This window comes from Pseudomonas putida, assembly GCF_005080685.1.
Lineage (GTDB): Bacteria > Pseudomonadota > Gammaproteobacteria > Pseudomonadales > Pseudomonadaceae > Aquipseudomonas > Aquipseudomonas putida_V.
On the sequence record NZ_CP039371.1, the window covers coordinates 4,484,142 to 4,510,755 of the forward strand.

General features: G+C 63.9%; 21 protein-coding genes and 1 pseudogene. 11 read left to right on the forward strand and 11 right to left on the reverse strand.

Annotated elements, in window-relative coordinates:
• Positions 1 to 30 precede the first annotated feature (30 nt).
• Positions 31 to 1,053 carry an AraC family transcriptional regulator gene (locus E6B08_RS20735; RefSeq protein WP_136915731.1) on the reverse strand — a complete coding sequence of 341 codons (1,023 nt, stop codon included), beginning with the start codon at positions 1,051 to 1,053 and terminating at the stop codon, positions 31 to 33.
• Positions 1,050 to 1,913, reverse strand: a complete 864-nt coding sequence (locus E6B08_RS20740; protein WP_136915732.1) for a LysR substrate-binding domain-containing protein — start codon at positions 1,911 to 1,913, stop codon at positions 1,050 to 1,052. The genes E6B08_RS20735 and E6B08_RS20740 overlap by 4 nt, the downstream gene beginning before the upstream one ends.
• A gap of 112 nt (positions 1,914 to 2,025) precedes the next feature.
• Here E6B08_RS20740 and E6B08_RS20745 point away from each other — a divergent pair, with 112 nt between their 5' ends.
• A complete protein-coding gene (locus E6B08_RS20745; protein ID WP_136915733.1) occupies positions 2,026 to 3,132 on the forward strand; it encodes a 2-aminoethylphosphonate--pyruvate transaminase in 1,107 nt (368 codons plus the stop codon).
• A 35-nt stretch (positions 3,133 to 3,167) separates the two neighbouring features.
• Positions 3,168 to 3,995 carry a phosphonoacetaldehyde hydrolase gene (phnX, locus tag E6B08_RS20750; protein WP_136915734.1) on the forward strand — a complete coding sequence of 276 codons (828 nt, stop codon included), beginning with the start codon at positions 3,168 to 3,170 and terminating at the stop codon, positions 3,993 to 3,995.
• A 66-nt stretch (positions 3,996 to 4,061) separates the two neighbouring features.
• On the opposite strand, the gene E6B08_RS20755 is transcribed toward phnX, so the two are convergent.
• Complete coding sequence (locus E6B08_RS20755) at positions 4,062 to 4,622, reverse strand: NADPH-dependent FMN reductase (RefSeq protein WP_136915735.1); 561 nt, start codon at positions 4,620 to 4,622, stop codon at positions 4,062 to 4,064.
• 156 nt (positions 4,623 to 4,778) lie between these two features.
• On the opposite strand from E6B08_RS20755, the gene E6B08_RS20760 reads away from it, so the two are divergent.
• Positions 4,779 to 4,997, forward strand: a complete 219-nt coding sequence (locus E6B08_RS20760; RefSeq protein WP_133332120.1) for a hypothetical protein — start codon at positions 4,779 to 4,781, stop codon at positions 4,995 to 4,997.
• Here E6B08_RS20760 and E6B08_RS20765 read toward each other — a convergent pair.
• The 4 genes from E6B08_RS20765 to E6B08_RS20780 all read right to left on the reverse strand — a co-directional run bounded on the left by E6B08_RS20765 (position 4,981) and on the right by E6B08_RS20780 (position 9,335).
• The gene (locus E6B08_RS20765) at positions 4,981 to 7,230 is read right to left on the reverse strand and encodes an Orn/Lys/Arg decarboxylase N-terminal domain-containing protein (protein ID WP_136915736.1); all 2,250 of its coding nucleotides are present in this window, start codon (positions 7,228 to 7,230) and stop codon (positions 4,981 to 4,983) included. The genes E6B08_RS20760 and E6B08_RS20765 overlap by 17 nt on opposite strands.
• 62 nt (positions 7,231 to 7,292) lie before the next feature.
• A complete protein-coding gene (dnaQ, locus tag E6B08_RS20770; protein ID WP_136917464.1) occupies positions 7,293 to 8,051 on the reverse strand; it encodes a DNA polymerase III subunit epsilon in 759 nt (252 codons plus the stop codon).
• 50 nt (positions 8,052 to 8,101) lie between these two features.
• Positions 8,102 to 8,548, reverse strand: a complete 447-nt coding sequence (rnhA, locus tag E6B08_RS20775) for a ribonuclease HI (RefSeq protein WP_136915737.1) — start codon at positions 8,546 to 8,548, stop codon at positions 8,102 to 8,104.
• A gap of 13 nt (positions 8,549 to 8,561) precedes the next feature.
• Entirely contained in the window at positions 8,562 to 9,335 is a 774-nt protein-coding gene (locus tag E6B08_RS20780; protein ID WP_136915738.1) for a methyltransferase domain-containing protein, read from the reverse strand.
• Positions 9,336 to 9,420: 85 nt separating this feature from the next.
• On the opposite strand from E6B08_RS20780, the gene gloB reads away from it, so the two are divergent.
• From gloB to E6B08_RS20815, 7 genes are all read left to right on the forward strand, one after another.
• Complete coding sequence (gene gloB / locus E6B08_RS20785) at positions 9,421 to 10,200, forward strand: hydroxyacylglutathione hydrolase (protein ID WP_136915739.1); 780 nt, start codon at positions 9,421 to 9,423, stop codon at positions 10,198 to 10,200.
• 100 nt (positions 10,201 to 10,300) lie between these two features.
• Positions 10,301 to 11,731 carry a lytic transglycosylase domain-containing protein gene (locus E6B08_RS20790; RefSeq protein ID WP_136915740.1) on the forward strand — a complete coding sequence of 477 codons (1,431 nt, stop codon included), beginning with the start codon at positions 10,301 to 10,303 and terminating at the stop codon, positions 11,729 to 11,731.
• A 120-nt stretch (positions 11,732 to 11,851) separates the two neighbouring features.
• Entirely contained in the window at positions 11,852 to 13,681 is a 1,830-nt protein-coding gene (locus E6B08_RS20795; RefSeq protein WP_136915741.1) for an extracellular solute-binding protein, read from the forward strand.
• On the forward strand, positions 13,678 to 15,513 hold the full coding sequence (locus E6B08_RS20800) for an extracellular solute-binding protein (protein WP_136915742.1): 1,836 nt from the start codon (positions 13,678 to 13,680) through the stop codon (positions 15,511 to 15,513). The genes E6B08_RS20795 and E6B08_RS20800 overlap by 4 nt, the downstream gene beginning before the upstream one ends.
• Before the next feature lies 1 nt (position 15,514).
• A complete protein-coding gene (locus E6B08_RS20805) occupies positions 15,515 to 16,588 on the forward strand; it encodes a microcin C ABC transporter permease YejB (protein ID WP_136915743.1) in 1,074 nt (357 codons plus the stop codon).
• Position 16,589: 1 nt separating this feature from the next.
• The gene (locus tag E6B08_RS20810) at positions 16,590 to 17,609 is read left to right on the forward strand and encodes an ABC transporter permease (RefSeq protein ID WP_136915744.1); all 1,020 of its coding nucleotides are present in this window, start codon (positions 16,590 to 16,592) and stop codon (positions 17,607 to 17,609) included.
• Between the two features lies 1 nt (position 17,610).
• On the forward strand, positions 17,611 to 19,221 hold the full coding sequence (locus tag E6B08_RS20815) for an ABC transporter ATP-binding protein (RefSeq protein WP_136915745.1): 1,611 nt from the start codon (positions 17,611 to 17,613) through the stop codon (positions 19,219 to 19,221).
• A 273-nt stretch (positions 19,222 to 19,494) separates the two neighbouring features.
• Here the strand turns inward: E6B08_RS20815 and E6B08_RS20820 are convergent, their stop codons facing one another.
• Together E6B08_RS20820 and E6B08_RS20825 are read right to left on the reverse strand one after the other, a co-directional pair.
• On the reverse strand, positions 19,495 to 20,241 hold the full coding sequence (locus E6B08_RS20820; protein ID WP_238349250.1) for a cyclase family protein: 747 nt from the start codon (positions 20,239 to 20,241) through the stop codon (positions 19,495 to 19,497).
• Positions 20,216 to 20,374 (reverse strand): annotated as a pseudogene (locus tag E6B08_RS20825) (LysR family transcriptional regulator); the annotation flags it as partial. The pseudogene E6B08_RS20825 and the gene E6B08_RS20820, both read right to left, overlap by 26 nt.
• A gap of 618 nt (positions 20,375 to 20,992) precedes the next feature.
• On the opposite strand from E6B08_RS20825, the gene mtlD reads away from it, so the two are divergent.
• Entirely contained in the window at positions 20,993 to 23,161 is a 2,169-nt protein-coding gene (gene mtlD, locus E6B08_RS20830; RefSeq protein WP_136915747.1) for a bifunctional mannitol-1-phosphate dehydrogenase/phosphatase, read from the forward strand.
• A gap of 324 nt (positions 23,162 to 23,485) precedes the next feature.
• On the opposite strand, the gene E6B08_RS20840 is transcribed toward mtlD, so the two are convergent.
• Both E6B08_RS20840 and E6B08_RS20845 read right to left on the reverse strand, forming a co-directional pair.
• The gene (locus E6B08_RS20840) at positions 23,486 to 24,802 is read right to left on the reverse strand and encodes a c-type cytochrome (protein WP_136915748.1); all 1,317 of its coding nucleotides are present in this window, start codon (positions 24,800 to 24,802) and stop codon (positions 23,486 to 23,488) included.
• 11 nt (positions 24,803 to 24,813) lie between these two features.
• Entirely contained in the window at positions 24,814 to 26,583 is a 1,770-nt protein-coding gene (locus tag E6B08_RS20845; RefSeq protein ID WP_136915749.1) for a GMC family oxidoreductase, read from the reverse strand.
• Positions 26,584 to 26,614 lie beyond the last annotated feature (31 nt).

Below are 26,614 nucleotides of genomic sequence, written 5' to 3' on the forward strand. Positions count from 1 at the left end.
AACCTGTCACGGCAGAGGGAAGCGCATCGGCTAGCGTCGCTCCTGCCCCTGCAACATCAGGGTGCGGTAGTGTCCCGGATTACAGCCGAACCATTTGCGAAACGCCTTGTAGAACGAGCTGCTGTCGGCAAAGCCCAGGCGCTCGGCAATCTCCGCCAGGCCCAGCGCGGCCTCGGCCAACCAGGCAATGGCGAGCTCGCGCCGCACGCTGTCCTTGAGCCCCTGGTAGGTCTGGCCTTGCTCACCGAGGCGGCGGCGCAGGGTCGAGGCCGACATGCACAACTCACTGGCCAGTTGTTCGGCATCTGGCCAATGGGCCGCCTCCATGCCCAGCAGATGGCGGCGGATACGCCTGGCCAGGCTGTCCGGGTCACGGAACTTGACCAGGATATTGCCTGGCGCCTCGGCCAGAAAACGCTGCAGGTCCGCCTCGCTGCGCCTGATCGGCAGGTCGAGGCAATCGCCGGCGACGATCATGCGCGTGCGCGGGCGGTCGAATTGCAGGTTTTCCGAGAACATCACCCGGTAGTCGTCGCAGAACGGCGGCTCGGCGCAGCGCAGTTCGATGGCCAGGATCGGGATGCGCCGCCCCGCCAACCAGCAGGCGACCCCGTGCACGATCATCCAGAAAGTGAAATAGGTGAACGCTCGGCGCGGCGTGTCGCACGGCTCGTTGATGACGATTTCGGCCAGGCTGTGCTGACGCACCAGGCTCGGTTGCAGGTCTGCAAGCATCAGTGAAAGAAACGCCAGGGCAGTCTCCAGCCCCGCCGCCACGCTCGGCTGGGCCATGCTTGCCCGGCAGAGAAAAGCCAAGCTGCCACTGGGCAAGCCGCGCCGGTCCATGGCAAAGAATTCATCGTTGCAGCGCCGGGTCAACAGACGCCAGAGACGCGCGTACGCATCGGCGCTCACCCGCGCATCGGCCTGGCGCAACTGTTCGATGTCGATGCCGGCACGCGCCAGCAACGGGGCGTCCGGCTCGCCTGCCGGACAGGTCTGCAACAGGGCCTCACGCACCAGTTGCATGGAAATGGTGTCTTTTTCGCTCATGCTTCGCCTGCCAGTTGCAAGAACGCCTGAATCAGCCGCAGCTCGCGGCGCCGCTCCAGGCAGCCGATCATGTGCTGGTTGACCAGCGCATTGCCAGCCAAGGGCCGCGCCACCACGCGGGGATCGTTGGCCACTTCGGTCGAGGAGACGACCCCCACCCCCAACTGCGCAGCCACAGCCTCGGTCACCGCTTCGCGGCTGTCCAGCTCCAGCAGCACCCGTGGTTGTATTCCGGCAGACGCACAGGCGCGATCGAAGGTCCGACGGGTGGTCGAGCTGGGCTCGCGCAGCACCATGATCTGCTCGTGCAAATCGGCCAAGGGCAAATCGCCCGGAGCGGATGCCCAGGCGTGCCCCGCTGGCAGCAGCGCGCACAGCCGCGACTCGCACAGGTTCTGCAGATACAGCCCCTGGCGCGGCTCGATTTCGGTCAGCACGGCGACATCCGCATGCTCGGACAACAACGCGGCCAATGTCTCCTGGGCATTGCCCAGGCGCAGATTGACGGTAATGCCCGGGTAGCGCTCACGCAATTGCGCCAGCATCGGCATGACCCGATGCGGGCCATCGGCGGCGACTTCCAGGCGCCCGGTCAGCAACTGCCGGTTGGCCTCGAGCATGGCCTGGGCTTCCTCGGCCAAGCCGAACATGGCTCGGGTAATCGCCGCCAGGCGCGTGCCTTCCTCCGTCAACTCTACCCGCCGGGCGGTGCGCCGCAGCAGGGTGATCTGATAATGCTCCTCCAGCGCCTTGACGTGCCCGGTGACGGCCGGCTGGCTGATGAACAGGCGCGCTGCGGCGCGCGTGAAACTGCCCTCGCGGGCGACGGCATCGAAGGCGCGCAGTTGGAACAAATTCATATCTATCGGCCTGACTTATGACTGGCATAACAACAAACAATTTGATTGATACAAGGGAGAATTGCAACCTGAGCACCCTAGATTCAGCCCACCGCATGTGAGGAACCTCGGCATGAGCAACGCCCCGATTCTGCTGACCCCTGGCCCATTGACCACCTCGGCGCGCACCCGCCAAGCCATGCTGGTGGACTGGGGTTCCTGGGACCGCGATTTCAACCAGCTTACCGCCAGCGTCTGCGAGCAACTGCTGGCTATCCTCGACGCCAGCGCCAGCCACCATTGCGTGCCGCTGCAAGGCAGCGGCACCTTCGCCGTGGAAGCCGCCATCGGGACCCTGGTGCCACGCGACGGCAAGGTCCTGGTGCTGATCAACGGTGCGTACGGCCAGCGCCTGGCGAAGATCTGCAAGGTGCTGGGCCGTGCCTACAGCACCTTCGAAACCGCCGAGGACCAACCGACCACCGCCGCCGATGTCGACCGCCTGCTGGCTGCCGACCCAGCCCTGACCCATGTGGCGTTGATTCACTGCGAGACCAGCACCGGCATTCTCAATCCGCTGCCCGAGATCGCCCAGGTGGTCAAGCGTCATGGCAAGCGCTTGGTCATCGATGCCATGAGCTCGTTCGGCGCGTTGCCCATCGATGCCCGCAATATCCCCTTCGAAGCGCTCATCGCCGCCTCCGGCAAGTGCCTGGAAGGCGTACCGGGCATGGGCTTCGTCTTCGCCGAGAAAAGCGCCCTGGCTGCCGCCGAGGGCAATGCCCACTCCCTGGCCATGGACCTGCACGACCAGCATGCCTATATGGCCAAGACCGGCCAATGGCGCTTCACCCCGCCCACCCATGTGGTAGCGGCGCTGCACGAAGCCCTCCAGCAATACAACGAGGAAGGTGGCCTGCCCGCACGCCACCAGCGCTACGCCGACAACTGCAAGACGCTGCTCGACGGCATGGCCGCCATCGGCCTGCGCAGCTTCCTTCCAGCCGAGATCCAGGCGCCGATCATCGTCACCTTCCACGCGCCGAATGACGCCCGCTACCAGTTCAAGGACTTCTACGAGCGGGTCAAGGCCAAGGGCTTCATCCTCTACCCCGGCAAGCTGACCCAGGTCGAAACCTTCCGCGTCGGCTGCATCGGCGTGGTCGGCGCCGAAGGCATGCAGGCCGCCGTCGATGCCGTGGCCCAGGTATTGCGGGAAATGGAAGTACTGGACATCTGACCCCTTTGCCCACCCTATTTCAGGAATCAGCGCACATGAACTACAGCAACCCTACCCAGCTGCAAGCCGCCATCCTCGACTGGGCCGGCACGGTGGTCGATTTCGGATCGTTCGCGCCAACGCAGATCTTCGTCGAGGCCTTTGCCGAATTCGACGTGCAAGTTTCCATCGAGGAAGCCCGGGGCCCGATGGGCATGGGCAAGTGGGACCATATCCGTACCCTGTGCGACGTGCCGGCAATCGCCGAGCGTTATCGCAAGGTATTTGGCCGCACGCCGACCGACGATGACGTGACCGCCATCTACAACCGCTTCATGCCGCTGCAGATCGAGAAGATCGCCGTGCATTCGGCGCTGATCCCCGGCGCCCTGGACACCTTGACCGGCCTGCGCCAGGACGGGCTGAAGATCGGCTCGTGCTCGGGTTACCCGAAAGTGGTGATGGACAAGGTGGTGGAGCTGGCGGCCCAGAATGGCTACGTCGCCGACCACGTGGTGGCCACCGACGAGACGCCGAATGGCCGTCCTTGGCCGGCCCAGGCACTGGCCAACGTGATCGCACTGGGTATCGACGACGTGGCGGCTTGCGTCAAGGTCGACGATACCGTCCCAGGCATTCTCGAAGGCCGTCGGGCGGGGATGTGGACCGTGGCGCTGGTGTGCTCGGGCAATGCCCTGGGGCTGACCTGGGAGGCATACCAGGCGCTGGGCGCGGAGCAGTTGGACAGCGAGCGCAAGCGGATCCATGCGATGTTCGAGGGGTCGCGGCCGCACTATCTGGTCGATACCATCAACGACCTGCCGCAGGTGGTGGCCGATATCAACCGGCGGCTGGCCTTGGGCGAAATGCCGCAGGCATTCTGACGGAGCGGCGTCGAGGCATTCGCGGCGATTCGCCGCGAATGCAATGGGACAGGCGCAACAGGCCTGTCAGACCGCCCGGTTCAGCTTCACCCAGGAAGCGAACTTGTCGATGAAGGCCTGCAAGAACGGCCGGGTCTTGTCACTGAGTTTGCCGGCCTCGTCGAACAGGCTAGCGGCCCCCCCGATGTAGGCCTCGGGCATCTGCATGCAGGGCATGTCGAGAAACACCAGCGACTGGCGTACCGCGTGGTTGGCGCCGAAACCACCGATGGCCCCGGGAGAAACGCTGGCCACCGCGGCGGGCTTGCCGCTCCAGGCGCTCTGGCCATAAGGTCGCGAGCCAACGTCGATGGCGTTCTTCAAGGCACCGGGCACCGAGCGGTTGTATTCCGGAGTGACGAACAATACCGCATCGCTGCGCCGTACTTCGTCGCGAAAACGCGTCCAGGCCTCGGGCACACCGGCGGCCTCGACATCTTCGTTGTACAGCGGCAGGTCACCGATCTCGACGATCTTCAGCGCCAGGCTTGACGGCGCCAACTCTGAAAGGGCCCGGGCCACCTTGCGATTGTAGGAATCCTTGCGCAAGCTGCCGACGACTACCGCTACCGAATACACCTGGGTCATGGCGATTTCCAACCTTTGCTGGGTTAAGAGACGTTGTAGTTATAGATGACACTGCTCGGCGACTTGGTTTTTTTTCCTGCAACAGAAAACTTCCAGGTATCTTCTATGGTCTATCCCTGCAGACATTTCCTACGTAATTCAGAGGTTTTCACCTAAATGGCAGCAGTAATGGTCGGCCAATTCCACGCCCGTGACGCCGAAGGCCGCATCTATCCCGTCCACGAGTTCCAGGAGTCCACGCTCCAGGCAGACGGCAGCACCCTGGGCGCACCGATCACCACCTACCGCCTGGCCATCGGCGATCGGGTCACCCACCTGGGTGAAGATCGCTTCGAACTGGCGCAGAGCGGCGTCGAGATCATTCGCATTCCTTGATGCAGTCCACCGTGTAGCGCCCGTTCTCGGCCTGCAGCCCATGCACGTCGGCGACGAACCCGGGGAAGCCGCTGCTGAAAGCACGGGCAAACGCCAGGTAATCGAGGATGGAACGGGTCTTCTCGGTAAAACGCTCGCCCGGCATGATCAATGCGATACCCGGTGGGTATGGCACCAGCATCACCGCCGCGATCCGGCCCTCCAGGGCCTCGATCGGGACCGCCTCTACCTCGCCACGGACCATGTGATCGTAGGCTTGGGCAGGGCTCATCACCACCTCCGGTAGCGAGGTGAACAAGCGTACCAGTTGCTTGGCCGTGGCATTGGCGCGGTAGCAATCGTGCAATTGATCGCACAGGTCGCGCAGCCCCAACCCTTGATAGCGCACGGCGTCGACCGCGACGATGCTCGGCAGGCAGGCTGCGAGCGCGGTATTGCCATCGTAATGGCGCTTGAACTCCAGCAGTTCGGTCAGCAGCGTGCTCCACTTACCCTTGGTGATGCCCATCGAGAACAGCACCAGGAAGCTGTACAGGCCGGTCTTTTCCACCACCAGCCCACGCTCCCAGAGAAACTTGCCGACCACCGCCGCCGGAATGCCGTGTTCGCCCAACACGCCACCGGCATTCAGGCCCGGCATCACCAGGGTCACCTTGAGCGGGTCGAGCAGCACGTAGTCATCCGCCACGTCGGCAAAACCATGCCAGGCTGCCCCTGGCTGCAACAACCAGTCTCGCGCCGCCAGTTGCTGACTGCCCTCCGCTGCCGGCGGTTGCCAGATGCTGAACCACCAGTCATCGACGGTCAGACGCTCGCGCAGGCTGGTCAGGACTCGGCGAAAACTCAGTGCCTCATCGAACATCTCCTGTAGCAGCGAACGCCCAGCGGGGCCTTCCATCATGGCCGAGGCGACATCCAGCGAGGCGATGATGCCGTACTGCGGCGAGGTGGAGATGTGCATCATGAACGCTTCGTTGAAACGGTCGCGATCCAGTTGGCGCTGAGCCCCTTCCTGCACGTGGATCATCGACGCCTGGCTGAAGGCGGCAAGCAGCTTGTGCGTGGAATGGGTGCTGAACACCAGCGGGCTGCCCGCGACGCAATCGGTGCCCATGGCATAGCGCCCGCTGAAGAATTCGTGGAAGGCGGCATAGGCGAACCAGGCCTCGTCGAAATGCAGCACCTCGACGCTGGCGCCCAGCGCCTGCTTGATGAGCCCGGCGTGGTAGCAGAGGCCGTCGTAGGTGGAGTTGGTCACTACCGCCAGCTTGATACGCGGTGCCCGCCCCTTGGCCAAGGGGTTGGCCTGCACCTTCGCCTGGATCGATTCGGCGCTGAATTCGCTGAGCGGGATAGGTCCGATGATCCCCAGCTCGTTGCGTTCTGGGCACAAATAGATGGGAATGGCCCCGGTCATGATGATCGCATGCACCACCGACTTGTGGCAGTTGCGGTCGACCAGCACCAAGTCGCCACGACCAACCATGGCGTGCCAGACGATCTTGTTGGCGGTGGAGGTGCCGTTGATCACGAAGAACGTGTGATCGGCGCCGAAGTTGCGCGCGGCGCGCGCTTCGGCCTCGGCCAGGGGGCCTGTGTGGTCGAGCAGCGAGCCCAGTTCCGGTACCGAAACGGACAGGTCCGAGCGCAGGGTGTTTTCGCCGAAGAACTGGTGAAAAGCCTGGCCAACGGGGCTTTTGCGGTAGGCCACGCCACCGCCATGACCGGGCGTGTGCCAGGAATAATTGGATTGCGCGGTGTGCTGCACCAGGGCCTTGAAAAACGGCGGCAGCAGGCCATCGAGATAGCGATGCGCGGCGCGTGCTACCTGACGTGCGAGGAACGGCACGGTGTCTTCGAACAGGTAGAGGATGCCACGCAGCTGGTTGAGCTCGCTCATGGCCTCGGCCGGGGCATTTTCCAGGGTCACCTGCTCGCCGAGGGCGAAGATCGGCAATTCGGGGGCGCGCAGGCGCGCCAGGCCGATCAGCTCGGCCATGTTCTGCAACAGATGGGTGTTGTCGCCAGCGCCTTCGGCGGCGATGAGCATGCAGGCCAGGCCATGGTGGGTGGCTGCGACCAGCCGCGCCTCGGCGTGATCGGCCGTCTTGATGACGGTGAAGCCGTCCTGGGTGAGCTCGTCGGCGATACCGCGAATGCGTTCACCGGCCACGCTGTCGGCCTTGATGGCGCGGTGGACGATGAGAATGGGGAACTTGAGGTCCTTGTACATCAGGCAACTACCTCCGAAGGACAGGGTGTACCTTCAGGGTAGTTGAGCGACCAGCCGAGCGATCAGCTGGCTGGCGCTTCGCTCAGGGTCTGCCACATCGATGGCCCACCCGCCGACTTGGCGATTGCCGCCAGGCGCTCGGCATGGGCTTCGAGCTCCTCGGCGCTGGCCATGATCACCCGCCCGGGCGCACGCCCGACGATGCGGCGGATTTCGCTGCCACCACTGCCCTGCCCTTCGTCGTCCCCATCGGCCCCGTTGCCAACCAGCGAAAGGCTGGTCTGGCCACCGGTCATCGCCAGGTAGACATCGGCCAGCAACTCGGAGTCGAGCAGTGCGCCGTGCAGTTCACGGCCAGAGTTGTCGATGTCGTAACGTTTGCACAGCGCGTCGAGGCTGTTGCGCTGGCCTGGGTGACGAGCACGCGCCAGCAACAAGGTGTCGAGGATGGTGCAATGCTGCGAGATGTCGGCGCGGTCGTGCTGCCCGAGCAGGGCAAATTCGTTGTTGATGAAACCAACGTCGAACGCCGCGTTGTGGATGACCAGGGTGGCGCCCTGGATGAACTCGAAGAATTCTTCGGCTACATCGCCGAAGCGCGGCTTGCCCACCAGGAACGCATCGGTGATGCCGTGGACGTTGATCGCCCCCTCGTCACTCTCGCGGTCCGGCTGCAGGTAGACGTGGAAGTGCCGCCCGGTCAGGCGCCGGCCAATCACCTCGACGCAGCCGATCTCGATGATGCGGTGGCCTTCGGTAACCGGCATGCCGGTGGTTTCGGTATCGAGGATTACGAACCGCTTATCTTGCTGCTGCTCCACGCGCAGGCTCCACGTTGAGTCCATGAAAAAGCCAGGGATTCTACCTCAGCTCAGCGCTTTGCGCGCACCTCGTCGACGCCACGATTGGCCAACTGGTCGGCGCGTTCGTTACCGGGGTGGCCGATATGCCCACGCACCCACTTCCAGGTGACCTTGTGCCGATTGACCTGCTCATCGAGCAGTTGCCACAAGTCGGCGTTCTTCACCGGCTCTTTGGCGGCGGTCTTCCAGCCACGTTTTTTCCAGTTGACCATCCACTCGTTGATGCCTTTCATCACGTACTGCGAGTCGGTTGTCAGCACCACTTCGCATTCACGCTTGAGGGCCATCAAGCCCTGGATAGCGGCCATCAACTCCATGCGATTGTTAGTGGTTTCGCGTTCGCCGCCCCACAACTCCTTCTCGACGCCCTTGTAGACTATCAGGGCACCCCAGCCGCCGGGGCCAGGATTGCCCTTGCAGGCACCATCGGTGTAGATCTCGACGTTATCGCTCATGTACCACTCATGTTCAGTGCTTTTCGGAATCAGGGTCGGCGGCGCTGCGGTTGACCTTGGCCAGCGGCAGCGGCAGCAGCTTGCCCATGGGCTCGCGACGTTGCGGGCGCAGCGGTCGCAAGCCGACCACCATCTTGCGCGCCACCAGCAGGTAGACCCCGCCGCCCGCGCCCTGGCGCCCGCCAGCAACCCGCTCCCAACCGGCCAGGCGTTGCTGCCAGGCCGGCGAGGCAAGCGGCGGACGATAGCACCCGAAGCGGCGTTTCTCCAGCGCGAAGCCCAGCAGGTTGAGCCAGTCCCCCACCCGCGAGGCGGAGATGCAGCGCGCCTTGCGCAAGGCGCCGTGGCTGAACACATGGCGCACGCCCCAACTGCTCCAGGGGTTGATGCCGACGATCAACAGGTGCCCACCCGGGCGCACGGCACTGGCCGCCTCGCGCAGCAAGCCATGGGGCGACAGGCTGAAATCCAGGCCATGCTGCAGCACCACCACGTCCGCGGCATGCTCACCGAGGGGCCAGGCCTGCTCCTCGCAGACGATCTCGACCCCAGGCAACGGCGCGCCCAGGCGCACGTTGCGTTGCACCTGCGGGGCGGTAGGGGGCGCATCGGCGCAAGGCCCATAGTGCACCAGATAGCCACCAAAGAAGCGTCCAAGCTCCTCTTCGAGCAGCTTCTCTTCTTCTTTCAACATCAGTTGCCCGATCGGCCCGTTGAACCACTCACGGGCCAGGCTGATCAGCTTGACCCAGTCCGGATCGGCCTGGGCAAAGGCTTGGTCGGTCATTGCGTTCTCCCTCGAAGGTTCTCGCACCGCGCCATCGCGGCTAAGATGCCTTCATGTCCCACGCTTGGCGAATCGGATCCGCACCATGATACAGATCGATGCACTACCCGCTTTCTCCGACAACTACATCTGGTTGTTACAGGATACTGCCAAACGCCGCTGCGCGGTGGTCGATCCGGGTGACGCCGGCCCGGTTGAGGCCTGGCTCGATGCCCATCCCGACTGGACACTGGCCGACATCCTGGTGACCCACCACCACGCCGACCACGTCGGCGGTGTCGAGCGCCTCAAGCAGCGCACCGGCGCACGTGTCTGCGGCCCGGCGAACGAGCGCATCCCCGGCCGCGACCTGGCCCTGGACGACCTCGACCAGGTCGATGTGCTCGGGCTGACCTTCGACGTACTGGCCGTACCGGGCCATACCCTCGGCCACATCGCCTACTACACCGCCCAGGCGCCCGTGCCGCTGCTGTTCAGTGGCGACACCCTGTTCGCTGCCGGCTGCGGGCGCATGTTCGAAGGCACCCCCGAACAGATGCAGCCCGCCCTCGCCCGCCTGGCCGCCCTGCCAGCCGCCACGCAGGTGTATTGCGCGCACGAATACACCCTGAGCAACCTGCGCTTCGCCAGGGCCGTGGAGCCGGAAAATCCACACGTTGCCCAACGGTTCGAGGACGTTACCCGGCTACGTGCCGACAATCGCATCACATTGCCATCAACCATCGGCCTCGAGCGTCAGACCAACCCCTTCCTGCGTACCGCTGAAACATCCGTTAAACAAAAAGCAGACGAATGGAAGGGGCTTTCCAATACAAGCCAAGCCGCTGTTTTTGCTGCCTTGAGGTCTTGGAAGGACACCTTCTGATAACCCCAAGATATATCGCATGATGCGGTCAAAGGTTGACCCGGCTGGGAGCGGTTTTTAGAATCGCCGAAATTTTTTGCCCGGATAACTGTCCCCGCCGATGTCTTCCCGTAGCCGCAGAACCTTTCATTCCGTCGCCTTGACGCGCCTGGCCCAGGTCAGTGCGCTGGCCCTGGCCGCCACCTTGGTGGGCTGCCAGAGCACCCGTCAACTCGACGAATCCGACAGCGTTCGCGCACACAGCTACCAGGCGCGGATCAAGCACAAACCCCAGACGTTCGCGGTCAAACCGGCCGAACAGGCCCCGCAGGATGTCTGGGAACGCATGCGCCAGGGCTTCGCCCTGCAGGACAGCATCGACGTCAATCCGCGCATCGAACAACAGCGCCTGTGGTTCGCCAGTAACCCCTCGTTCCTCGAGAACGCCAGCGAACGCGGCAGCCTGTACCTGCACTACATCGTCGAGCGGCTCGAAGAACGCGACATGCCCCTGGAGCTGGCCCTGCTGCCAGCCATCGAGAGCGCCTACAACCCGATGGCCTACTCGCGCGCCCATGCCGCAGGCATGTGGCAGTTCATCCCCTCCACGGGTCGCCACTTCAACCTGCGCCAGACCAACTTCTACGACGGCCGCCGCGACATCACTGCGTCGACCAATGCCGCGCTGGACTACCTGAGCCGCCTGCATGACATGTTCAACGGCGACTGGCTGCTCGCCCTGGCCGCCTACAACGCTGGCGAAGGTACGGTCAGCCGGGCCATCGAGCGCAACGAACGGCTCGGCCTGCCCACCGACTACTGGAACCTGCCGCTGCCGCAGGAAACCCGTGACTATGTGCCCAAGCTGCTGGCCCTGTCGCAAGTGGTCTCCACCCCGGAGGCCTATGGCGTCAATCTCAGCCCGATCGCCAACGAACCCTACTTCGAAGCCATCGCCATCAACGAGCGCCTGGACCTGACGCGGGTCGCCGCCTTCGCCAACATCGACGAAGACGAGCTGATCCAGCTCAATCCGGCCTTCAAGAAGCGCATGACCGTGGACGGTCCCCAGCAACTGCTGGTGCCGACCGCCAAGGCGCAACTGCTGAGCGACAGCCTGTCCAACCTCAAGCCCGAGCAACTGCTCAGCCTGCAGCCGAACAAAGCCGTGTTCGAGCGCGCCGTGGCAGAAGCCAAGGCTCCGGCCACCGCGCGCAGCTATCGGGTCAAGCGTGGCGACAACCTGAGCACCATCGCCAAGGCCAACCGGGTCTCGGTCAAGGATATCCAGCGCTGGAACAAGCTGCCTGGCAACCGCGTCAAGGCGGGCCAGGTACTGGCACTGCGGGGCGGCAGCGCGCCAGGTGCAGCCGGCAACCGGGTTGCCGCTTCTGGCCAGCGCTCTACCCAGTACAAGGTGCGCAAGGGTGACTCGCTGTATTTGGTTGCCAAACGTTTCAACGTCGAAATGAAACACCTCAAGCGCTGGAATCCACGCAGCGGCCACGCGCTCAAGCCAGGCCAGACGCTGACCGTCTACCTGTCGCGCTGACGGCCAAGGGGGGCTACCTTGTAGCCCTCCTGAATTCCCCCTCCTCCCTCTCTTTTTCCAACCCCGCCAAGCTGTTACTGTACTCCGACCAAAGCCCAATGCCCTGGATCGGATGCCGACTTGATACGTCCCCTCCTGCTGTCTCTCAGCCTGGCCTTGAGCTTTCCCGCAGCCGCGAAGGTGAGCGAAAGCCACGGATACGCGCAGTTCGGCACGCTCAAGTACCCAGCCACATTCACCCATTTCGACTGGGTCAACCCGCAAGCGCCCAAAGGCGGCACCTTGCGGGCCATGGCATTCGGCACCTTCGATACGCTCAACCCGTATACCTTCAAGGGCAGCAGCCCGGTCACCACGCCCAATTTCCTGCAGTATGGCATCAGCGAGCTGAACGAAACGCTGATGGTCGGCACCGGCCAATACGACCCCTCGGGCGATGAGGCCACCTCCAGCTATGGCCTGATCGCAAGCTCGGTGGAATACAGCGAGGACCGCAGCTGGGTGGTGTTCAACCTGCGCCCGGAAGCGCGCTGGCATGATGGCAAGCCGATTACCTCGGCAGACGTTGCGTTTTCCTACCGCACTCTGCTCAATGAAGGCCACCCGATCTACCGCACCAACCTGCAGGAGGTCGCCCGCGTCGACATCCTCGGGCCGCTGCGCATCCGCTTCGTGTTCAAACGTGCCGGCAACCCTTTGCTGATCCTGCGCCTGGGCGAAATGCCGGTGCTGCCCAAGCACTACTGGCAGGGCCGCGACTTCAAGGCCACCACTTTCACCCCACCCCTGGGCAGCGGTCCCTACCGCATCACCGAGGTGCAGCCTGGGCGGCGCCTGGTGTTCGAGCGGGTGAAGAACTACTGGGGCAAGGACCTGGCCGTCAACCGTGGCAAATACAACTTCAATCGCGTCGAGTACGAGTTCTACCGCGACGCCACGGTGGCGTTCGAAGCCTTCAAGGCAGGCGAATTCGATATCTATATCGAGCACCAGGCCAAGAATTGGGCCAACGGCTACACCTTCCCGGCCGTGCGCCGCGGCGAGGTGATCAAGGCGCAGATCCCTCACCGCATCCCGACCCAGACCCAGGGCCTGTTCATGAACAGCCGCCGGGCGGCCTTCAGCGACGCCCGCGTGCGCCAGGCCCTGGGCCTGATGCTCGACTTCGAGTGGACCAACCGCGCCTTGTTCAGCAGCGCCTACCGCCGCTCGACCAGCTACTACCCCAACAGCGAATTCGCCGCTACCGGCCTGCCCACCGGCAAGGAATGGTTGCTGCTGGCGCCCTGGCGCGAGCAACTGCCCGATGCGCTGTTCACCCAGCCGTACCAGGTCAGCCATACCGATGGCCGCGGCATCAGCCGCCAGACCCTGCGCCAGGCGCTGGCCCTGCTCGGCCAGGCCGGCTGGAAGCTCGATGGCCAACGCCTGGTCAACGACAAGGGCCAGCAGCTGCGCATGGAAGTGCTGCTGGTCAACCCAAACCTCGAACGCATTTTGCAACCCTATGTCGAAAACCTCGCAAGCATCGGCATCGACGCCCACTTGCGTACCGTGGACCGCGCCCAATACAAACAACGCCTGGACCAGTTCGACTTCGACATGATCCTGATGACCCTCAACCAGACCCTGAGCCCGGGCCTTGAGCAATGGCTGTATTTCCACTCGAGCCAAGCCTCGACCAAGGGCAGCAAGAACTATGCTGGGGTCAAGGACCCGATAGTCGACCACTTGCTCGACACCTTGCTCGCCGCCCGCACCCGCGATGACCAGGTCGCCGCCGCCCGCGCCCTGGACCGCGTGCTCTCATGGCAGTACTACATGATCCCCAACTGGTACCTCGACAACCATCGCCTGGCCTACCGCAACCGGTTCGCCTTCGTCACCACGCCGCCCTACACCCTTGGGCTGAACAGCTGGTGGATCAAGACTTCGGAGAAAGCCCAATGACGCCAATGCCCCGCCTGCGCCGGCTGGCAGGCAGCCTACTGCTCGCCTGCCTGAGCCTTCCGGCCGTGGCCGCACCGCAACATGCGCTCACGCTCTACGACGAGGCGCCGAAATACCCGGCCGACTTCAAGCACTTCGACTACGTCAACCCCGACGCGCCCAAGGGCGGCACCTTCCGCCAGTCCAGCTTCGGTGGCTTCGACAGCCTCAACCCGTACATCAACAAGGGCGTCGCCGCTGAGGGCGTGGGACTGATCTACGACACCCTGATGCGCCAGAGCCTGGACGAGCCGTTCACCGAGTACGGCCTGGTCGCCGGCAAGATCGAGAAGGCTCCGGACAACAGCTGGGTGCGCTTCTACTTGCGCCCTGAAGCACGCTTCCACGATGGTCATCCGATCCGTGCCGAGGACGTGGTATTCACCTTCGATGCCCTGATCAAGCAAGGTGCGCCGCTGTACCGGCAGTACTACGCCGATGTGGCAGACGTGGTCGCCGAAGACCCGCTGCGCGTGAAGTTCACCTTCAAGCACAAGAACAACCGCGAGCTGCCGCTGATCCTCGGTCAACTGCCGGTACTGCCCAAGCACTGGTACCAGGACCGCGACTTCGCCCGCGGCAACCTGGAGATTCCGCTGGGCAGCGGCCCGTACAAGATCGCCCAGGTCAAGGCCGGGCGCTCGATCCGCTATGAGCGGGTCAAGGACTACTGGGCCAAGGACCTGCCGATCAATCGGGGCCTGTACAATTTCGACCTGATGACCTTCGACTCCTACCGCGACAACACCGTGGCCCTGGAGGCGCTCAAGGCCGGCGCATTCGACTACTGGCTGGAGATGAGCGCGAAGAACTGGGCCACCGCCTACAACGTCCCCCCGGTGCGCGACGGCCGCCTGATCAAGGAAGAACTGCCCAACGGCAACCCCACCGGCATGCAAGGCTTCGTTTTCAACCTGCGCCGCCCGGTGTTCCAGGACGTGCGCGTGCGCGAAGCGCTGAGCCTGTTGCTGGACTACGAGTGGACCAACAAGCAGCTGTTCAATGGGGCCTACACCCGCACCGGCAGCTACTTCGAAAACTCCGAAATGGCCGCCCGTGGCCTGCCTAGCGACAACGAGCTGAAAATCCTCGAACCGCTGCGGGGCAAAGTTCCCGAGCGGGCCTTCAGCGAAGCCTTCCACAACCCGGTCAGCGATGGCAGCGGCATGATCCGCGACCAGCAGCGCAAGGCCTACCAGCTGTTGCAGGAAGCGGGTTGGAAGATCGCCAACGACAAGATGGTCGATGCCCAGGGCAAGCCGGTGAGCATCGAGTTTCTCCTGGTGCAGACCGAGTTCGAACGCGTGCTGTTGCCGTTCAAGCGCAACCTGGCCGACCTCGGCATCGAGCTGACCATCCGCCGTGTCGACGTTTCCCAGTACATCAACCGCCTGCGCTCGCGCGACTTCGACATGATCGTCGGCGGTTTCCCGCAGTCCAACTCGCCCGGCAACGAGCAGCGCGAATACTGGAGCAGCGCTGCCGCCGACAACCCTGGCAGCCGCAACTTCATCGGCTTGCGCGACCCGGCCATCGACCAGTTGGTGGAGCAGTTGATCAATGCCGACTCGCGCCAGAACCTGATCGATCACACCCGGGCGCTGGACCGTGTGCTGCTGTGGGGCTACTACGTGATTCCCAACTGGCACATCAAGACCTGGCGCGTGGCCTACTGGAACCACATCGGCCACCCCGAGGTATCGCCCAAGTACGACGTCGGCATCGATACCTGGTGGATCAAGCCCAACGTGACCCCGGCGGTCACTGAAGCTCCCGCGGACGAGGCGAACTGACATGCTGGCGTATATCCTGCGGCGCCTGCTGCTGATCATCCCGACCCTGTTCGGCATCCTGATCATCAACTTCGTCATCGTCCAGGCCGCCCCCGGCGGCCCCGTCGAGCAGATGATCGCCAAGCTCGAAGGCTTCGAAGGCGCCACCAGCCGCATTGCCGGCGGCGGTGCCGAGGTCTCGGTGGCCGGTTCCAACTACCGCGGCGCGCAAGGCCTGGACCCGGCGCTGGTGGCCGAGATCGAGAAGATGTATGGCTTCGACAAGTCGGCGCCGGAGCGGCTATGGATCATGATCAAGAACTACGCCCAGCTGGATTTTGGCGATAGCTTCTTCCGCGACGCCAAGGTCATCGACCTGATCGCCGAGAAGATGCCGGTGTCGATCTCGCTGGGGCTGTGGAGCACGCTGATCATGTACCTGGTGTCGATCCCGCTGGGCATCGCCAAGGCGGTACGCCACGGCAGCCATTTCGACGTCTGGACCAGCTCGGCGATCATCGTCGGCTATGCCATCCCCGCGTTCCTGTTCGCCATCCTGCTGATCGTGCTGTTCGCTGGCGGCAGCTACTTCGATTGGTTCCCATTGCGCGGACTGACCTCGAACAACTTCGAAGAGCTCAGCACCACCGGCAAGATTCTCGATTACTTCTGGCACCTGGTGCTGCCGATTACCGCGCTGGTCATCGGCAACTTCGCCACCATGACCCTGCTGACCAAGAACAGCTTCCTCGACGAGATCAACAAGCAGTACGTGATCACCGCCAAGGCCAAGGGCCTGAGCCGACCCCGGGTGCTGTACGGCCACGTGTTCCGCAACGCCATGCTGCTGGTGATCGCCGGCTTCCCTTCGGCCTTCATCGGTATTTTCTTTACCGGTTCCCTGCTCATCGAAGTGATCTTCTCGCTCGACGGCCTCGGCCTGATGAGCTTCGAAGCGGCCATCAACCGCGACTACCCGGTGGTGTTCGGCACCCTGTTCATCTTCACCCTGCTCGGGCTGGTGGTGAAACTGATCGGCGACCTCACCTATACCCTGGTCGATCCGCGCATCGACTTCGCCAGCCGGGAGCACTGACATGGCCTTGTCCCCTCTCAATCGCCGGCGCTTCGAGCGCTTCAAGGGCAACCGCCGCGGCTGGTGGTCGCTGTGGTTGTTCCTCATCCTGTTCGGCCTGAGCCTGGGCGCCGAACTGATCGCCAACGACAAGCCGATCGCCGTGCGCTACGACGGCGAGTGGTACTTCCCGGCCTTCAAGCGCTACCCGGAAACCACCTTCGGCGGCGAGTTCCCACTGGAGGCCAACTACAAGAGCCCCTACATTCGCGAGCTGCTAGCCAAGAAAGACAGCTTCGTGTTGTGGGCGCCCATTCCCTTCAGCTACCAGAGCATCAACTATGACCTGCGCGTGCCCGCCCCGGCCCCACCCTCGGCGGACAACTGGCTGGGCACCGACGACCAGGGCCGCGACGTGCTGGCACGGGTGATCTACGGCTTCCGCGTGTCGGTGCTGTTCGCCCTGACGCTGACCGTTCTCAGCTCGATCATCGGCGTCATCGCCGGGGCCTTGCAGGGCTTCTACGGCGGCTGGGTCGACCTTGCCGGGCAGCGCTTCCTGGAGATCTGGTCGGGCCTGCCGGTGTTGTACCTGCTGATCATCCTGGCCAGCTTCGTGCAACCCAACTTCTGGTGGCTGCTGGGCATCATGCTGCTGTTCTCGTGGATGAGCCTGGTGGATGTGGTGCGCGCCGAGTTCCTGCGCGGTCGCAACCTCGAGTACGTGCGCGCCGCCCGGGCCCTGGGCATGCGCAATGGCGCGATCATGTACCGGCACATCCTGCCCAACGCGATGATCTCGACCATGACCTTCATGCCGTTCATCCTCACCGGCGCCATCGGCACCCTCACCGCGCTGGACTTCCTCGGCTTCGGCCTGCCGCCAGGCGCACCGTCGCTGGGCGAATTGGTGGCCCAGGGCAAGTCCAACCTGCAAGCCCCGTGGCTGGGCATCAGCGCCTTCGCCGTGCTGGCGATCATGTTGAGCCTGCTGGTGTTCATCGGCGAATCCGCCCGCGATGCCTTCGACCCGAGGAAGTGATATGAGTGAACAGAACCTGATCGAAGTGCGTGACCTGGCGGTGGAGTTCGTCACCGGCGAGCATGTCAACCGCGTGGTCGACGGCATCAGCTTCGATATCCGCAAGGGCGAGACCCTGGCGCTGGTCGGCGAGAGCGGCTCGGGCAAGTCGGTCACCGCCCACTCGCTCCTGCGCCTGCTGCCCTACCCGCTCGCCCGCCATCCCAGCGGCAGCATCCAGTACCAGGGCAAGGACCTGCTGCAGCAGGGCGAAAAGGCCATGCAGCGCATCCGCGGCGACCGTATCGCCATGATCTTCCAGGAGCCGATGACCTCGCTCAACCCGCTGCACAGCATCGAGAAGCAGATCAACGAGATCCTGTTGCTGCACAAGGGCCTGAGCGGCAAGCAAGCCACCGCACGCACCCTGGAGTTGCTGGAGATGGTCGGCATTCCCGAACCGCGCAAACGCCTCAAGGCCCTGCCCCACGAGCTCTCCGGCGGCCAGCGCCAGCGGGTGATGATCGCCATGGCCCTGGCCAACGAGCCGGAACTGCTGATCGCCGACGAACCGACAACGGCGCTGGACGTGACCGTGCAGTTGAAGATCCTCGACCTGCTCAAGGAGCTGCAGGCGCGCCTGGGCATGGCGCTGCTGCTGATCAGCCACGACCTCAACCTGGTGCGGCGCATCGCCCACCGGGTGTGCGTGATGCAGCGCGGGCAGATCGTCGAGCAGGCCGACTGCGCCACGCTGTTCAGCGCACCGCAGCATCACTACACGCAGATGCTGATAAACGCCGAGCCCAGCGGGCTGCCTGCGCACAACCCGGTCGGCGCACCGCTGCTTGAGGTTGACGACCTCAAGGTGTGGTTCCCGATCAAGAAAGGCCTGCTGCGCAAGACGGTCGACCATGTGAAGGCAGTGGATGGCATCAACTTCAGCCTGCCCCAAGGCCAGACCCTGGGCATCGTCGGTGAGAGTGGTTCGGGCAAGTCGACCCTGGGCCTGGCGATCCTGCGACTGATCGCCAGCCGTGGCGGCATCCGCTTCCATGGCCAAGCCCTGGAGGACATGAACCAGAAGCAGGTACGGCCACTGCGACGGGAAATGCAGGTGGTGTTCCAAGACCCCTTCGGCAGCCTCAGCCCGCGCATGTCAGTGGCGGACATCGTCGGCGAGGGTTTGCGCATCCACCGCATCGGTACGCCCCAGGAGCAGGAAGCGGCGATCATCGCCGCGCTGGAGGAAGTGGGCCTGGACCCACGCACCCGCCACCGCTACCCGCACGAGTTCTCCGGCGGCCAGCGCCAACGCATCGCCATTGCCCGGGCCTTGGTGCTCAAACCGGCGCTGATCCTGCTCGACGAGCCCACCTCGGCGCTGGACCGAACGGTGCAACGCCAGGTGGTTGAGCTGCTGCGCACCCTGCAGCAGAAGTACAACCTGACCTACCTGTTCATCAGCCATGACCTGGCGGTAGTCAAAGCGCTGAGCCATCAGTTGATGGTCATCCGCCATGGTCATGTAGTGGAGCAAGGGGATGCGCAGGCTATCTTCCATGCCCCGCAGCACCCCTACACCCGGCAATTGCTGGAAGCGGCATTCCTGGAGGTCGACAGCACAGCGTGAGGCCAGCAGCTCGTTGCCGCTGGCTGCCGCCGTGAGTTGCGCCTTGCGACCGAGCTTGCGCTGCGACCAGAGCACAGGGTGGGTCGATCGGAAAAGCGCTAGGCAACGGCTGCCTTGATATCGAACACGGGAGGCCTGGAGGCGTCCCTGGTATGAGCGTCATACAAGGTCGCCTCTCGCTAGCGGGCCCAGGCGTTAGATCGCTACCGCAATGCCTTTGTCACGGACTGCCGGGTGACGGATGAATGCAATTCTCCTGCGTTGGCCATACGCCTACAGAATTGCCACCGCCCGCACGAAGCCCGCCGATGCTCGACGGATCTTGTAGGGGAAGCAACTGACCAGAAAACCATGATCCGGAAGTTGCTCCAGATTGGCCAGCTTTTCCATCTGCCCGTAACCGATGTCGCGTCCGGCCTTGTGCCCCTCCCAGATGATCGAGGCATCGCCGGTTTCACTGAAGCGCTCGCGGGTGTACTTGAACGGCGCATCCCAGCTCCAGGCATCGGTGCCGACCACCCTTACCCCGCGCTCCAGCAGGTAGAGGGTCGCCTCGCGGCCCATCCCCACTCCGGCCTCAAGATAACCAGGCTGGCCGAACAGGCTACCGGCCCGGGTATTCACCAGCACAATGTCCAGTGGCTGTAGTTCGTGTTCAATGCGCGCCAGCTCTGCCTCGACCTCTGTCGCCGTGACCACGTGGCCGTCGTCCATGTGCCGAAAGTCCAACTTCACTCCAGGCTGCAGGCACCACTCCAAAGGCAGTTCGTCGATGCCGAACGCGGGCTTGCCGCCGTCGGTGGTGGAAGCGTAGTGCCAGGGCGCATCCATGTGGGTACCGCTGTGGGTGGTGATTTGCAGGCGTTCCGCTGCCCATGACTCGTCGCCCGGCAAGTCTTCCTTGCGCAGCCCAGGGAACATCGCGGCCATTTCCGGCCAGCCCTGTTGGTGGTCCATGTAATCGATCTTGGGCAGCAGGGGCGGCGGATCGGTATAGGAGTGGGTCCTGGAAGTGCTCACGCAACCGCCCCAGCGCGGCACTGGTCGCCGACTGGCCAAGATTGAGGCGCTGCGCGGCCCGGCTGACGCTGCATTCTTCAAGCAGCACATCCAGGGCGACCAGCAGGTTGAGATCCAGACGTCGATAGCGCATGGATGGCGTATACGCCGGTGCGTCAGGGCGAAGATGCGATTTTCGTGTTGGCTGTTATCGCGCGGGGCGATACATGGCGGGAGCTAGAGGGTGCGTGATCGGAAACTGGCGGCAGCGCCGAATCCAAGCCAACCTTTCTTCACCACTGCAAATGACATCAGAAAAATTACGACTTTCTTCCCATGCACCTCAGCGCCCGCCACCCCTGGCCTACAGCGCTCCCAACACCCCTCGACGGCCCGTAATGCCGGCCCCTGCGCCTTGCAAGTCGTTGCGCATACGTGCAAGGGTAAAAAGGAATCGGTAACGAAACAGGAAGAAAAGCACCTCATGCTTGGAATCACACGTATCCATCGCTGTTCTCGCCCACTGTCTGCACACCAAGGTGCAACCAGTGGGCGTGACCTCAAAGCCAGCACCCTAGCCCGCCTCGCCGCGAAGCTTGCAAACCTCCTCTGCACTCCCCGCTCCGCCCCGCCTTATTTCTGCGTCACGCCCGAGCGTGCCCCGGTCGATCGCCTGCCTCCTACCTGACTGCCCAACGCTGCCGTTATCGCGCCGCACGCGCCATTGCGCCGTTTGCAGGCGAACCGTATTCACGCAACACAAGGGCATCGCATGATCTTTTTCCAAGGTAAACGTATTTTCAGCGCCATCTTCGATATGGATGGCACCCTGTTCGACACCGAGCGCCTGCGCTTCAAGACGTTGAAACAAGCGTCCATGGAGATCGCCGGCAAGCCGTTGAGCGAGCAGACCCTGATCGGCTCGCTGGGCCTCAGCGCAAAAAGGGCAGAAGCCCTGGCCAAGGCCCACAACGGTGAAGACTTCCCCTACGCACAGGTGCGCAAGCGCGCCGATGAGCTCGAGCTGGAACACGTGCGCAATCACGGCGTGCCGATCAAGCCCGGCCTGCTGGAAGTGCTCGAACGCCTGCGCAAGTCCGGCCTGACCCTGGCGGTCGCCACGTCCAGCCGCCGCGCCATCGCCGAGGAGTACCTGATCAACGCCAACGTGCTCAAGTACTTCGACATCACCGTTTGCGGCGACGAAGTCAGCCAGGGCAAACCTCATCCGGAAATCTTCCTGCGTGCGGCCCGCGCGCTCAATTGCGAGCCTGACCAGTGCTTCATGGTCGAGGATTCGGAAAACGGCATGCTGTCGGCCATACGTGCCGAAGGCCAGGCGATCCTCATCGAGGACATCAAGCCGCCGGCGCCCGAGGTCAAGGCTGGAGCCCTCGCGGCCTACCACAGCATGACCGAGTTCCTCGCCGACCTGAGCGAGTGCGTACCCGACCTGGGCATGCCAGCGCTGAACGAGCCCTTTCCGCAGTCGCTGAACCAGTTTCGCGTCGGCATCCATGGTTTCGGCGCCATCGGGGGCGGCTATCTGACCCAGGTATTCTGCCACTGGGATGGCTACACCCGGCCGTGCGAAATCATCGCCGCCAGCCGTTCGCGCATGCTCAGGGAAAGCGTTTCGGCATTCGGCAGCTACAGCGTCCGCTATGGCGCAACCTCGTTCGACCAGACCATCGACAATGTGCGCATGATCGACATGGACGATGACGACGCGGTCATCGACATGTACACCGCCGCCGAGATCATCGGCATGAGCCTGCCCGAACAGGCCATCCGCAGCCAGGCCCAGGTCATCGCCAAAGGGCTGCTGCAACGCTTCGAGCGTCGTGGTCGCGAGCTGACCATCCTGATCGTGCTGAACAAGATCGGTGGTGCCGCGTTCGTGCGTCGGCATGTGCAAGCGGAGCTGGCGTTGCTGTGCACGCCGGAAATCGGCAAGCAGATCCTGCAGAAGACCCATTTCGCCGAGACGGTCGTCAGCCGCATCGTCTCCAAGCTCAGCAACGACGCGCTGGTGCGGCAACTGCGGATCAAGTCGCAGATGTTCCAGAACAGCCTCGAAGAAGAGCCTGCAACCACGGCTCCGTCGTCCAAGCCAGCAGCGGAATACGAACGCCTCATCCGGCACTTCCGGCCCTTTGCCCAATCGAGCAGCGCCCTGAGCCAACTGCACCTGATCCTGTTCAACAGCGAACCGGACATGCCGTTGTACGTCGAGCGCGGCAGCGATCTGCTGGAGCGTCTGCGCCAGGTCAAGACGGTCACCGACATCGCCCAGATCCAGGTCATCAAGAACCGCCTGTGGAATGGCCCGCACGCCGTTGTTGCCTGGTACGCGGGCCTGCTCGGTTACACCTGGGTCGGCCAGGCCATGGGCGATGCCCGCGTGAGCGCGTTGGCCGAGCGCCTGGTCCGTGAGGAGGTAGGGCCAGCGCTGGTGGCCGAGAATGCCGAGATGGCGGAGGCCGTCGGCGATTTCGCCAATGCCTTCCTGGAGCGCTGCAAGACCTCGTTCCGCGACCCTTGTGCGCGGGTCGGGCGCGATCCGCTGCGCAAGTTGCAGCGTAACGAGCGCATTTTCAGCAGCATCGATCTGGCCCGCAAACATGGCATCCCGACGCCAACCCTCGCCTTCGGGGCAGCCTTGGCCGTCCACTATGCGCTAGGTTGCGCCGATGGCAAGGATCGGGAAGCCCAGGTGATCAGGCAGGTTTACCAGGACAACGGGGAAAGCGTCGAAGCGGTATTGAGGTATGCCGGCGACTACAACGGCAAGCCTTATCCGGGACTTGATCCGGTGAAGGATGGGGCGTTGATCGAAACCATTGGCGAAAGCTTCCGTCGATTGCAGCGGGAGCTGGATACGGCTAGCCAGTCATCGACCAAGCCGCGTCCGGCCCGGGAGGCCGTTGCCAGCGCTTAGAATACCTTCTCGGCTTCAGTGTGAACCCTGCGGGAGCGGGCTTGCCCGCGAAGCAGATACCGCGGGGCATGGCACCGGCTTTTGCCGGTGTTCGCGGGCAAGCCCGCTCCCACAGGTACCGCACCAGCCCTGGCAACGGTGAAGATCCTGTAGGAGCGGGTTTACCCGCGAAGCAGACACCGCGGGGCATAGCACCGGCTATGCCGGTGTTCGCGGGCATGCCCACAGGTACCGCACCAGCCCTGGCAACGGTGAAGATCCTGTAGGAGCGGGCTTGCCCGCGAAGCAGACAGCGCAGTGCCTGCTTCGCGGGTGATCAGCCCATCAGTGGTGCAACGCACCCCGCACCGCACGCACTTGCTCCGCGGTCACTGCCGAAGCCTGGTTCGACCACCCCTGGCGCAGGAAGGTCGCAAGCTCCGCCACTTCGGCATCGTCCATGCGATCGGCAAAGCCCGGCATCGGCAGCACCGAAGGTGCGCGCTCGGTCGACGGCGTCGCCGCGCCTGCGAGGATCACGTGCAGCAAGGCATCGGCGTTGTCGGCATTGACCACTGAAGCGCCATCCAGCCGCGGGAACACCCGCTGCGCACCTTCACCGGAAACGAAGTGGCAGGCGCCACAGTTGTCGATGTACAGCCGCTCGCCCAAGGTCAGGTCCTTGGCCGCGGTCAGCTTGGCGGTGGTCGCCGCGCTGCGCTCGGCCTGCTGTTGATAGGCCGGCCCCTTGACTGGCGACAATGCCTTGAGATAGGCGGCCATGGCCTGCAGATCGGCGTCGCTCATGTGCGAGGTGCTGTTGGCGATCACGTCGGTCATCTCACCGGCCACCGAGGCCTTGGCGTTGCGCCCGCTGCCCAGGTACTCGACCAGCTCTTCCTGGCTCCAGTGCGGCATGCCGCGCAGGGCCGGTACGTTCCAGCCGTTGAGCTCGGCGCCGGTCAGGTAGGTGCCGGTCGACTCGTCGAGGCCTTTTTCCTGCAAGGTCAGGGCCCGCGGCGTATGGCACGAGCCACAGTGGCCGAGACCTTGCACCAGGTAGGCACCGCGGGCGAGCTGGGCATCGCGGGTGCCGGCGACGAACGCCTGCGGCGCTGGCGAGAACATCGCTCGCCAGTACGCCAGCGGCCAGCGGATCGACAGCGGCCAAGGGATGTCGTTGGCCTTGTTCGGCTGCTCGACCGCTACCACACCTTTCATGAAGTAGGCGTACAGCGCCTGGGTGTCCTCGTCGCTGACCTTGGCGTAGGACGGGAACGGCATTGCCGGGTACAGCGCGCTGCCATCGTGGCCGATGCCACGCCGCACTGCGCGCTCGAACTCGCCGTAGCTCCAGCGGCCGATACCGGTCTTCTCGTCCGGGGTGATGTTGGTCGAGTAGATGGTACCGATCGGCGAAGCGATGCCCAGGCCACCGGCAAACGGCTTGCCGCCGTCGTGGGCGGTGTGGCAAGCCACGCAGTCACCGGCACGCGCCAGGTAGGCGCCCTTGTCGATCAGCTCGGGGGTAATCGCCTGGGTCAACTTGGCCTCGGCATCGCCGCCACGGTTGAGCAGGCCGGCGACGATCCAGGCGAGCACGGTGGCAAGCACCGCCAGCGCGACCAGGATCAGTAACACGGAACGGGATCTGGCTTTCATGTTCTCGCTCCTCACGCTTGCACCAGCGGGCCAGGGTTTTTCAGGTACTGATCCTTGATGGCCTGGGCGGCGAACAGGGTCAGCGCACCGATCATCGAGGTCGGGTTAGCCTGGAAGTTCTGCGGGAAGGCGTTGCCGCCCGGTACGAACACGTTGTGCACGTCCCAGCTCTGCAGGTAGCGGTTGAGCGCGCTGGTTTTCGGCGAGTCGCCCATGATCGCGCCACCGACGTTGTGGGTGGACACGTACTTGGTGATGTCCCAGTGCGAGTCCATGCCCAGGAAGCTTTCGCTGTAGCTGTCGGGATTCAGCTCCTTGGTGATGTCCAGGACGATCTTGCGCAGGTGCTGCTGCAGTTTGAGTTCGTTCTCCTTCCAGTCGAAGGTGATGCGCAGCAGCGGCTGGCCCCACGGGTCCTTGTAGGTCGGGTCGAGGTCGACGTAATGGTCGCGGTACGACATGCAGCCGGTGGAGATGCTGATCTTCATCGAGTGGCCGTACCAGTCCTGCATGCCCTCCTTCCAGCCCTGGCCCCACTCCGGGGTGCCGCCAGGCAAGGCAGTGCCGATCGGCGTGCCGGTGGCCTGCGAGCTGTGGATCTTGGCACCGCCGATGAAGCCCAGCGACGGGCCATCGTAGTTACCCGGCGAGACGTCGTTGAACATCTGCCCGGTGGCACCCGCGGTGGCGAACGGGTTGAAGTGCTTGTCCTTGAAGAACAGCGTGGCGCCGCCGTTGCTGAGGAACGCGTAGTTGCGGCCGATGGTGCCTTCGCGGGTGATCGGGTTGTACGGCTTGCCGATGCCCGACAGCAGCATCAGGCGCACGTTGACGAACTGGAAGGCGGCCAGCACGACGATTTTCGCCGGCTGGAACACCTCGTTGCCCTGGCCGTCGATGTAGGTGATGCCCTTGGCGGTCTTGCCGTCGGGGTGCAGCTCGACGCGCAGGACGTTGGCATTGACCCGGTAATCGAAGTTGTCCATGCGCTTGAGCGCATCCATCACCGCAGTTTGCGGCGAGGCCTTGGAGTAGTTCAGGCACGGGTACTTGCTGCAATAGCCGCAGTAGTTGCAAGGCGCAATCTGGTTGCCGTAGGGGTTCTTCCAGGCCCGCGAGACGTTGGCCGACGGGTTGGGGAACGGGTGGTAGCCGAGCTTGCGCGCGGCATCGGCGAACAGCGTGTTGTTCAGCGTGTCTTCCAGCGCCGGCAGCGGGAAGGGGTTGGAGCGCGGGCCTTCGAACGGGTCGCCGCCTTCGATGATCTGACCACGCAGGTTACCGGTGTTGCCGGACAGGCCGCAGATCTTGTCGAACTTGTCGAGGTACGGCTCGATCTCGTCCCAGGTGAACGGGAAGTCGCCGATGGTCATGTCACTCTGCAGAATACCTGGCGCATAGGCCTGGTCGGCGTAGGTCTTGAGCTTGATGTCGGTCGGCGTCGGGCGGATCAGCACGCCGGTCCAGTGCAGGCCCGAGCCGCCCACGCCGGTGCCAGGCACGAACGCGCCCCACTGGCGGGTCGGCAATGCCGTGCCCTTGAGGTTGTGACGCACGGTGAGCGCGCCATCCTTGGGCGTGACCATGATCTTGTTGCGCACGCCGTAGGCGTACTGGTCAGCCGGCTTGGGGTAGGCGAAGTCGGCATTGCTGCGGTCTTCACCGCGCTCGAAGGCGCGTACCTTCAAGCCCGCCTGGGCGAGCTCGATGCTCATCAGCGAGCCGGCCCAACCCAGGCCGACGACGGCGACGTCGACTTCGTCATTGGTAATCTGTGCCATAAAAAACCTTGAATGCTGTAACTCGGGGCGA